Genomic DNA, 10,414 nt, shown 5'->3' with positions numbered 1-10,414 from the left:
CGCGCAAGCCATTTCCTCAGCTTCATACATATCGCCGCCGCAATCCTATGGATGCGATGAATGTCGATTCAGCCTAGGCGTTCGGTTCGCCGCATCCGCTGATGAAAAAAACCCCGCGCGGAGCGCGGGGTTTTTCGTTGTTCGGATGATCCAGCCGATCAGGAGTGCGCCAGCACCGCAAGCAGCAGAAGCGCCACGATGTTGGTGATCTTGATTGCCGGGTTCACGGCCGGTCCGGCAGTGTCCTTGTAGGGATCGCCCACCGTATCGCCGGTGACCGAGGCCTTGTGCGCCTCGCTGCCCTTTTCATGGCGGATGCCGTCGGCGTCGACGAACCCGTCCTCGAAGGACTTCTTGGCGTTGTCCCAGGCACCACCGCCCGAGGTCATCGAAACGGCAACGAAGAGGCCGTTGACGATAACGCCGAGAAGCGAAGCACCGAGCGCCGCGAAGGCCGACGCCTTGGAGCCGGAGATAAAGAGGATACCGAAATAGACAACCAGCGGCGCAAGCACCGGCAGGAGCGATGGAACAATCATCTCCTTGATCGCCGCACGCGTTAGCAGGTCAACCGCCCGTGCGTAGTCGGGACGGTCCGTTCCTTCCAGAATGCCCGGCTTCTCGCGGAACTGACGGCGCACTTCCTGCACCACCGTGCCCCCTGCCCGGCCGACGGCCGTCATGGCGATGCCGCCGAACAGATACGGGATCAGACCGCCGAAGATCAGGCCGGCAACCACGTAAGGGTTGGACAGGCTGAACGAGATTTCGCCGACATCCGAGAAGTACGGGAAGTTCGTCGGGTTATCCACGAAGAAGGTCAGGTCGTTCGAATAGGCCGCGAACAGCACCAGGGCGCCGAGGCCGGCTGAGCCGATCGCATAGCCCTTGGTGACCGCCTTGGTCGTGTTGCCGACCGCGTCGAGCGCGTCCGTCGACTTGCGGACCTCGGCAGGCAGACCCGCCATCTCGGCAATGCCGCCGGCGTTGTCGGTTACCGGACCGAAGGCATCGAGCGCGACGATCATGCCGGCGATGCCAAGCATGGCCGTGACCGCGATGCCCATGCCGAACAGGCCGCCAAGCTGGAACGTGGCGATGATGCCGGCAATGATGACGATGGCCGGAAGCGCCGTTGCCTCAAGCGAAACGGCTAGACCCTGGATGACATTGGTTCCGTGGCCGGTGACCGATGCCTGTGCGATCGAGTTGACCGGACGCTTGTCCGTGCCGGTGTAGTACTCGGTGATCCACACAATCAGACCGGTCACGATCAGGCCGACGATGCCGCAAAGGAAAAGGCTGAGCCCCGAAAAGCCGGTATCTGCAACCGGTCCCCAACCGATGGTGAACTGCGTCGCGATGGCAAGGCCCACGACCGACAGGATGCCGGTCGCGACCAGTCCCTTGTAGAGCGCGCCCATGATGGAGCCGTTCGATCCGAGCTTGACGAAGAAGACGCCGACGATGGATGTGACGATACAGGTCGCACAGATGGCAAGCGGATAGATCATCACCGATTCAAGCACCGCCGATCCGGCAAAGAAGATCGCGGCCAGAACCATGGTCGCGACAACGGTCACGGCATAGGTCTCGAACAGGTCGGCGGCCATGCCGGCACAGTCACCGACATTGTCGCCCACATTGTCGGCGATGGTGGCCGGGTTGCGCGGATCGTCTTCCGGAATTCCGGCTTCGACCTTGCCGACGAGATCGCCGCCCACATCGGCACCCTTGGTGAAGATACCACCGCCGAGACGGGCGAAGATGGAGATCAGCGAGGCACCGAAGCCAAGTGCGACAAGCGCGTCGATGACAGCACGGTCAGCGACCCCGTAGCCCATCGGTCCGGTCAGAACGTAATAGTAGATCGACACGCCGAGCAGTGCGAGGCCGGCGACGAGCATGCCGGTGATCGCACCGGATTTGAATGCGATATCAAGGCCCGACGCCAGGCTGTCTGAAGCCGCCTGCGCGGTGCGTACATTGGCCCGGACGGAAACGTGCATGCCGATATAGCCGGCGGCGCCTGAAAGGACCGCGCCGATCAGAAATCCGATCGCGGCGAGCGAGTTAAGGAGAAGCCAGGTGATGATGAAAACAACTGCGCCGACGATCGCGATGGTCGTGTATTGGCGGTTCAGATAAGCCTGCGCCCCCTCGCGGATCGCACCGGCGATCTCCTGCATCCGCTCATTTCCCTGATCGGCTGCAAGCACCGACTGTGTCGCCCAGATTGCAAAGACGATCGAGAGCAGACCACAGGCGATGACAGCAAATAGAATTGACAATGCCATTCCCTCCAGTTCGCCGGACAGGTACCCCAAAAGCCCGGCTGTTAAGACACGCGGCATGAGGCCGGAACAACCCGGCCGCCGCATCGGCGCGTTTGTTGTCCATCGCACCCCCATCCGTCAAGGATTTGTTGCCGAATCCCACCGGGTTTCAGCCGAAAGTGGGATATTTGGGCGCCAATCAGTGTACAGCCGCGCGGTTTTTGCGGTCGGCGCGCACTTGAAGGCCGAGCAAAAGCAAGCAGGCAAGCGCGATCGGCCACATGATCATGTTGATTCCATCCCAGCCGAACGTGTTGAGCACCTGACCGGCCATCAGTGAGCTGAAGGCGACCGTGCTGAACAAAATGACGTCATGAACGCCCTGAACCTTGTTCTTCTCCGAAGGCCTGTAGGTGGTGGTGACCATGGCGGTCGCGCCGATGAACCCGAAATTCCAGCCGACGCCGAGCAGGATCAGCGCCAGCCAGAAGTTCCACAATTCGATCCCCATGCTGGCAATGATCGCGCAGCCGATCAGAATGACCAGACCGGTGGCGACGATTGTCTCGCGTCCGAACCGGGCGATCAACTTGCCCGTGAAGAAGCTCGGCCCGAACATGGCAAGCACATGCCACTGAATGCCGAGCGTCGCGGTATCGGTCGAAAAGCCACAGCCGATCATGGCGAGCGGCGCACCCGTCATCATGAACGACATCAGCGCGAAGGAGACAACGCCGCAGGCGAGTGCCGTCAGAAAGCGCGGCTGGCTGATAATCTCGAGCAGTGGGCGCGCCGGCGCCTCGCTCTCATGTTCGAGCAGGATCGTGTTTTCGTGGATGCGCAGGAAGGAGAGGATGACCAATCCGATCAGCGCCAGCCCGATCACCGCGGCATAGGCCCCGGCAAATTGCACCGGCGCGAACAGGTCGCGGGCAAAAATGACGGTTTGAGGACCGATGATGGCCGCGAATATGCCACCGACCAGGACCCAGGAGATCGCCTGCGCCTTGAAACTCTCCGGGGCGTTGTCCGTGGCGGCAAAGCGAAACTGCTGAACGAACGCCCCTCCGACACCTATGATGGCAAGCCCCACGGCGAACAGCCAGAAATGCGACTGGAACAGGGCCGCAGCCGCCACCAGCCCGCCAATTCCGCTGATCACGGCGCCACCCATGAAGCCATAACGGCGGCCGACCAGCCGCATCAGCCAGGCCGCCGGCAAGGCGCCCACCGCGACGCCGATATTGAACCCCGTCACCGGTGCGGTCGCCAGTGATTTGTCCTCGTCAAGCAGATAGTCGCCGACAATGCCGCCGAGCGAAATCGCAATCGGCGCGCAGGCACTCAGAAATGCGCTGGCGGCAGCAAGAATGAAGGCATTGCGCCGCGCAAGTACAAGCGCATCATCGGAACCTGTTGTGCCTGTTGCCTGGCTGACGCTCATCGAGTTTCCTGTCTGCCGGCACATGAGCCAGACGGAAACGGCCGCCTGTGCGGCGGTCCGGAACGTTCTCATATGCCGGGGTCATGTTCCGCCCTCGGGCAGAATCTGTTGATCGGGCCTGACCTTGATATGTTAGACAATCGTGAAATTCAATCGACCGATTGACGCACATTATCACAATTTCTAGCCGCGCATGCGCGCACCGGACGGATCGAAGGGCGGCGCGACGGCGATACGGGCGGGGAAACGACGGCCAAGGATCTCGACCTGGAAAAGCCCCTCTTCACCCGTGTCGGCTAGTTCCGACGGCACGTAACCCTGCGCCAGCGACATCCGGACGTGATGGCCGTAGCCGCCGGATGTCACCCAGCCGACAACGCGCCACTCGCCATCGCGCTGCGGTTCGGGTTTGGCTGTCTCGGCGCCGTCCGCATCGAAACGCGGCGCCCCATAGCCGTGCGGCGGCGATACAAGGCCGTAGTCATGGTCACCGACCCGCGCCCAGATGGGCTCGTCGCCCATGACGTCGGTGTCGTCCGCTTCGATGATCAGGGAAACGCGGCGTGATTTCGGCCCCTGCTCGTGTTCGCTTGCCGCCGCATCGCGACCGATGAAATCGTTTTTCGACAGTTTGATGAAGCGCTCCATCGAGCCCTCATAGGGGCCGTAGATCGGACGCAGTTCGGCAAACCATGTCGGAAAGTTCTTTTCAAGACGCATGGACAACAACGCCCGCATGCCGAAATCGACGATGCCGTGGTCCGCGCCAGCCGTCTTGATGGCGTGATAGACGGTGCGCTCATAGGCCGGCTCCATCCAGATCTCGTAGCCAAGATCGCCGGTATAGGAAATGCGGTTAACGCGGCAGGGGCAACCCGCCACGTCCATCTCACGATAGTCCATGAAGCGGAAAGTCTCATTGGAGACGTCAATATCGGCGAGCGCTTCCAGGACCGCGCGGGACTTCGGCCCGGCAATCGACAGGCCGACCAGCGTCTGGCCGAAGCGGTGTATGCGCACCGACCCATCGGTTGGAAGATGTTGTTCGAACCAGCGCATGTGATAGATCTGCGCACCGCTCGATCCCCAGACCATAAAGCGGTTGTCGGCCGCCTTGGCGATGGTGAAGTCGCCGATGAGCTTGCCGTTTTCGTTCAGCATCGGCGTGAGAACCAGCCTGCCGGTCCGCGGCATGGTGTTGGTCATCAGCCGGGAGAGCCACGCTTCGGCCCCCTCGCCCGTGATCTCGTATTTGGCGAAGTTGGCAATCTCGGTCACGCCGACGCTATCGCGCACGGCGCGCACTTCATTGCCGACATGCTCGAAATCGTTGGAGCGGTGGAATGACAACTCGTCCCGTGCCTCGGTTCCCTGTGGCGCGAACCAGAGCGGGGTCTCCAGGCCCCAGCTGTCCCCCATGACGGCGTTGTTGTCGCGCACCATGATGTCGTAGAGCGGGGTTGTCTGCTGCGGACGGGCGGCCGGCAGTTCCTCGTTGGGAAAGCGGATTGAAAAGCGCCGCGAATAGTTTTCCCGAACCTTTGCGTTGGTGTAGCGCAGAGACGTGAAATCGCCGTAGCGGGCGACATCCATGCCGAAGATATCGTGCCCCGGATCGCCATCGACCATCCAGTTGGCAAGCGCGAGACCGACACCACCGCCCTGCGAGAAGCCGGCCATGACCGCGCAGGCCGACCAGAAATTCGTCAGCCCCTGCACAGGTCCGACCAGCGGGTTGCCGTCCGGCGCGAATGTAAAGGGACCATTGACCACCTGCTTGATGCCGGCTTCGGCGAATGCGGGAAAATGGCGGAAACCTATTTCCAGCGAAGGGGCGATGCGGTCGAGGTCCGGCTGCAACAGCTCGTGGCCGAAATCCCAGGGCGTCTTGACAGGCGACCAGGGCACGCAGGCCTTCTCGTAGGTGCCAAGCAGCAAGCCGTCGCGTTCCTGGCGGGTATAGATCTCACCCTTGAAATCGATAACGCCGACCAGTTCCCGGCCGGAAGTCTCGTTGAATTCCAGGACGTCCGGCATGGTTTCGGTAAGCAGGTACATGTGCTCCATGGCCAGAACAGGCAGTTCCACGCCGACCATGCGGCCGACTTCGCGCGCCCACAACCCGCCCGCATTGACAACATGCTCGGCTTTCACGGTGCCGTTTTCGGTGACGACATTCCATGTGCCGTCCGGATCCTGCGTGATCTCGATGACCGGATTGCGCAATTCGATCCTTGCGCCCAGTTTCTGCGCCGCCTTGGCATAGGCGTGGGTGGTGCCGGACGGATCGAGATGGCCCTCCACCGGGTCCCACAGCGCGCCGACGAAATTCGTCTCGTCCATCAGCGGGAACATCGATTTGGCCTCCGAGGGCGTAATGATCTCGGTTTCCATGCCGAGCGCCCGGCCGATGGCGTGCGTATAGCGCAGAAAATTCATGCGCTCCTCGCTATCGGCCATCATGACGCCGCCGGTCAGATGCAGCCCGCATTGCTGGCCGGACAGCTGCTCGAGTTCCTCGTAGAGCGAGACCGTGTAGGCCTGAAGTTTCGCGACATTGGGATCGCCGTTGAGCGTGTGAAAGCCGCCGGCCGCGTGCCAGGAGGAACCGGATGTCAATTCGGACCGCTCGATCAGCAGCAGGTCCTTCCAGCCGGCGCGCGCCAGATGAAACAGGACCGAGCAGCCAACGACACCACCCCCGATCACTACGGCCCTTGCGTGACTTTGCATGTCTCGATCCCCTTGAGCGAATTGAACCAATTGGTCTTGTTCTAGGAGCATGCACGAAAGTCGCGCAAGCGGACATTTCGCACTGTCTGTCCGATTTTCGCGCATCCGGTTGTGGATTCACACGCCCGCCGGAGAACGAGGGCCGACGGGTGCCTTTGTCGGGACACCATTGCCGCCTAAGGAACGATGAGGAGGTCGCGCATGATTTCACGACGGTCGTTCCTGAAGGCAATGGCGGGCGGTGTGGTGCTCGCCGGCTCGCTTGGCGGCTATGCATTCGGCTTCGAGCCCCGTTTCAGGCTGGTCGAAACGCGCCATCGCGTCAGCACGCCGCGCCTGCGGGCGCTTGCAGACAAATCGGGCCGTTCCTTGCGGATCGCTGTCCTGGCCGACCTGCATGCGTGCGAGCCATGGATGCCGCTATCGCGGATCGAGCACATCGTCCAACGCACGAATGCGCTCAAGCCCGACATTATCGTCCTGCTCGGAGATTTTGTCGCCGGGCTGAAACGGTTCCGCACCGATCTCGTGCCGATGCAAGCCTGGGCGTCCGCCCTTGCCGGTCTTGATGCGCCGCTTGGGACACATGCGATTTTGGGCAATCACGACTGGTGGGTGGATGCGCCGGCGGTCACCGAGCGGCTCGTTTCCGTCGGCATTCCGGTACTCGAAAACAGGGCAGCGCTCATCGAGCGCCCGGGAGGCGGCAGTTTCTGGCTTGCCGGGCTTGGCGATCAGCTCGCCATTCCTCAAGGCAATGGCCGGTTTCGCGGCGTCGACGACCTTGAAGGAACGATGGCGCAGGTCGCAGAGGGCAACAGCCCGGTCATCCTTCTCGCGCATGAACCGGACATCTTTCCTCAGGTGCCGGCCCGCGTCGACCTGACGCTGAGCGGTCACACCCATGGCGGACAGGTTCACCTGCCCTTCATCGGCGCGCCTCTGGTGCCGTCCCGTTACGGCCAGCGATATGCGCATGGGCACATCGTCGAAGACAACCGGCAGTTGATCGTATCGGCCGGGCTGGGGTGCTCCATACTGCCCGTCCGATTCGGCGTTCCGCCGGAAATCCTAATCATTGAAGCCGGTTAGAGGTGTTTGTTGCGTAAGAGAATCATGAACTGCCGTCGCGTTTCATTCGGCCCGGCTTTCAATGCAACGGGATATGAAACTCCGCCATGCTGATGGAATCCCTGATCGGCGGTGGTGTCGCGGCGGGCGCGTTGGGCGGATACGCGATCGGATACGCACCGCTGATGAAACCCAGGATCGTCCGGTACCGCGTCCGTTCAGACCGCCTGGACTTTTTTCGGCACGTCAATCTGACGGGACTGCGCGTTGCGGCGCTTGCCGACCTGCATGCCTGCCGGTTCTGGATGACGCCAGCGCGCATGCATGCAATCGTCGAACAGGCCAATGCGCTGAAACCCGATCTCATCGTGCTGCTGGGCGATTACGTCAGCGGAATGGAGCCGCTCGGCCGCTGGATGGAACTGCCCATGGCAGACTGGAGCCAGGCGCTGGCCGGCCTGTCTGCGCCGCTCGGAACCTATGCGGTGCTGGGCAATCACGACTGCTGGCGCGGCGGCGCAGATGTGCAGCGCCATCTGGAAGACGCCGGCATTGCCGTCCTGCACAATGCGGCCGTGCAGTTGCGGACGGAGGCCGGCGCCCGGTTCTGGCTCGCCGGTGTGGGCTCGCAAAGGGCTCAGAAGCTCGACCGGAAAAACTATCGCGGTGAAGACGATCTTGATGCGGCCCTGGCAGAGATAACCGGCGATACGGAACCGGTTGTCCTGCTCGCCCATGAGCCGGATCTTTTTCCCGACATCCCGGCCAGGATCGACGTCATGCTGAGCGGGCATACCCATGGCGGGCAGGTGCGCCTGCCGTTTATCGGCGCGCCATTCGTGCCGTCCAGATACGGTCAGCGCTACGCCTATGGTCAGTTCACCGAGAAAAGCCGGCACCTGATTGTTTCAGGCGGCCTCGGCTGCAGCGGTCTGCCAATACGATTTGGCATGCCGCCGGAAATCGTCGTGGTGGAAGTCGGCTAGCGGCAACCCGCTTTGTTCTTTCGGGTCTGTGTATTACAACGTAGAAAACTAGGGGAGGATCGGGATGCGGGTAGCATTGACGGGCGGAGCGACCGGGATCGGCGCTTCGGTTGCGGCGAAACTGAAGGCGCGGGGCGCGCATGTGACGGCCTTCGACCTCAATGAACCTCAGGACAATGTCGACCGCTGGATCGAGACCGATCTTGGCAATCCTGCCTCGATTGCCGCCGCGACGGAGGCTGCCGAAGGTCCATTCGATGCGCTGATCAACAATGCCGGCCTGCCGCCCAGGGACGGCCTGGAAGCGCTGATCCTGAAGGTAAATTATATCGGATTGCGGACGTTCATGGATGGCATGCTCGCCAGGCTGTCACCCAACGCGGCCATCGTGAATACGGCGTCGCGCGCCGGCGCCATGTGGCGGGACAATATCGAGCAGGTCAAAGCGCTGATGGCGCTTGGTTCGATGGATAAAGTGCCGGCCTTTGTCGCCGCACAGGATATCGACGCCGTCCGGGCCTACAATCTTTCCAAGGAAGCCGTGATAGCGCTGACCATTGCCGGCACCGAAGACATGATCGCGCGGAAGCTGCGGATGAATTCAGTCAGTCCGGCGGCGGTGTCCACGGGGATCCTCGACGATTTCCTGAATGCCTTCGGCGAACGGGCCCAGAAGGCAATCGCCCGCGCCGGACGAGCCGGCGAGGCGGACGAGATCGCCGATGTCATCGTCTTCCTGGCGTCACCGGAAAGCCGCTGGATCAAGGGACAAGACATCGTGATCGACGGCGGCATATCGGCCATGCTTACAAGCGACATGCTGGCACTCCGGCCATAGCTGCCGCGCCTTGTTATTGCTGCTTTTCTTCGCCGCGCAGACGCTTGGCGATGCGGTCCAGGACGGCATTGATCAGTTTCGGCTCGTCGTCTTCGAAAAACGCCTGGCCGATGTCGACATATTCGGTGACGATCACGGCAACCGGCACATCCTTGCGATTGGAGATTTCGTAGGCCCCGGCCCGCAATATGGCGCGCAGGGTCGAATCGAGACGCGACAGCGGCCAGTCCTCGGTCAACGAGGTGCGGATCAGCGGGTCGAGCGTGCGTTGCTGCTCGACAACGCCGGAGACAATGGAACGGAACCAGGCGGGATCGGCCTTTCGGTAGAGATCGCCGTCCAGCTCCTTTCCGAGCCGGTGCATTTCATATTCCGATACGACCTCCAGAACGCCGGTGCCGCCCACATCCATCTGATAGAGCGCCTGCACCGCCGCGAGCCTTGCGGCTCCGCGCTGGTTGGCCTGTTTCGGTTTCGAGGCGTCCTTGCTCACTTGGCGGCGCCCAGCTTCTTCTTGACCTCGATCATGGTCAGTGCGGCGCGCGCCGCGAAGCCGCCCTTGTCCTTCTCGCCGGGCCCGTCGTGCCGGCGCGCGCGGGTCCAGGCCTGTTCCTGGTTCTCGACCGTCAGGATGCCGTTGCCGATGGCCAGCGACTCGCTGATCGAAAGTTCCATGATGGCACGGCTCGATTCATTGGCGACGATGTCGAAGTGATAGGTCTCGCCGCGAATGACGGCGCCGAGGGCGACAAAGCCGTCATATTCGGTTGCGCCATCATCCATGCCGTCAAGCGCCATGGAGATGACCGCCGGAATTTCCAGAGCGCCCGGAACCGTGATCACATCCCAGCTCGCGCCGGCTTCCTTCAGCGCGTCGGTCGCGCCTTCCAGCAAGGTATCGGCCAGGTCATCGTAGAAGCGCGCCTCGACGATCAGGAGATGCGGTGAACCGCTCATGGTGGCGTTCCTTTGATTTGCGAAATGTGCGGGCGTAAAACCACGCCGCCGCTCTCTTGGCAAGCGGTTTTCGCGCCTTGCGGCGAATTCCGGTCGAGTGTTGCGGTCG

At 62.1% G+C, this 10,414-nt stretch carries 8 protein-coding genes; 3 read left to right on the top strand and 5 right to left on the bottom strand.

Annotated elements, in window-relative coordinates; genetic code table 11:
- Window positions 1-158: 158 nt before the first annotated feature.
- From OOZ53_RS17010 to OOZ53_RS17000, 3 genes are all read right to left on the bottom strand, one after another.
- On the bottom strand, window positions 159-2,291 hold the full coding sequence (locus OOZ53_RS17010) for a sodium-translocating pyrophosphatase (protein ID WP_271090862.1): 2,133 nt from the start codon (window positions 2,289-2,291) through the stop codon (window positions 159-161).
- 184 nt (window positions 2,292-2,475) lie between these two features.
- Window positions 2,476-3,720, bottom strand: coding sequence for an MFS transporter (locus OOZ53_RS17005; RefSeq protein WP_271090861.1), 1,245 nt, complete (start codon window positions 3,718-3,720; stop codon window positions 2,476-2,478).
- Window positions 3,721-3,903: 183 nt separating this feature from the next.
- A complete protein-coding gene (locus tag OOZ53_RS17000) occupies window positions 3,904-6,453 on the bottom strand; it encodes a GcvT family protein (protein WP_271090860.1) in 2,550 nt (849 codons plus the stop codon).
- Between the two features lie 201 nt (window positions 6,454-6,654).
- Here OOZ53_RS17000 and OOZ53_RS16995 point away from each other — a divergent pair, with 201 nt between their 5' ends.
- The 3 genes from OOZ53_RS16995 to OOZ53_RS16985 all read left to right on the top strand — a co-directional run bounded on the left by OOZ53_RS16995 (window position 6,655) and on the right by OOZ53_RS16985 (window position 9,348).
- Entirely contained in the window at window positions 6,655-7,545 is an 891-nt protein-coding gene (locus OOZ53_RS16995; protein ID WP_271090859.1) for a metallophosphoesterase, read from the top strand.
- An 86-nt stretch (window positions 7,546-7,631) separates the two neighbouring features.
- Window positions 7,632-8,510 (top strand): metallophosphoesterase, encoded by an 879-nt coding sequence (locus tag OOZ53_RS16990; RefSeq protein WP_271090858.1) that lies wholly within the window; start codon window positions 7,632-7,634, stop codon window positions 8,508-8,510.
- A 64-nt stretch (window positions 8,511-8,574) separates the two neighbouring features.
- Window positions 8,575-9,348 carry an SDR family oxidoreductase gene (locus tag OOZ53_RS16985; protein WP_271090857.1) on the top strand — a complete coding sequence of 258 codons (774 nt, stop codon included), beginning with the start codon at window positions 8,575-8,577 and terminating at the stop codon, window positions 9,346-9,348.
- Window positions 9,349-9,361: 13 nt separating this feature from the next.
- On the opposite strand, the gene nusB is transcribed toward OOZ53_RS16985, so the two are convergent.
- Together nusB and ribH are read right to left on the bottom strand one after the other, a co-directional pair.
- Window positions 9,362-9,841: a transcription antitermination factor NusB gene (gene nusB / locus OOZ53_RS16980; protein ID WP_271090856.1), complete on the bottom strand. Its 480-nt coding sequence runs from the start codon at window positions 9,839-9,841 to the stop codon at window positions 9,362-9,364.
- Window positions 9,838-10,305, bottom strand: a complete 468-nt coding sequence (ribH, locus tag OOZ53_RS16975; RefSeq protein WP_271090855.1) for a 6,7-dimethyl-8-ribityllumazine synthase — start codon at window positions 10,303-10,305, stop codon at window positions 9,838-9,840. Before ribH ends, nusB begins: the two co-directional genes overlap by 4 nt.
- Window positions 10,306-10,414 lie beyond the last annotated feature (109 nt).

This window comes from Allohoeflea poritis (genome assembly GCF_027889715.1).
Taxonomy (GTDB): Bacteria; Pseudomonadota; Alphaproteobacteria; order Rhizobiales; family Rhizobiaceae; genus Hoeflea_A; species Hoeflea_A poritis.
The sequence above is the reverse complement of the archived record's forward strand: the minus strand, read 5'-3'. Positions and strand labels throughout refer to the sequence as shown.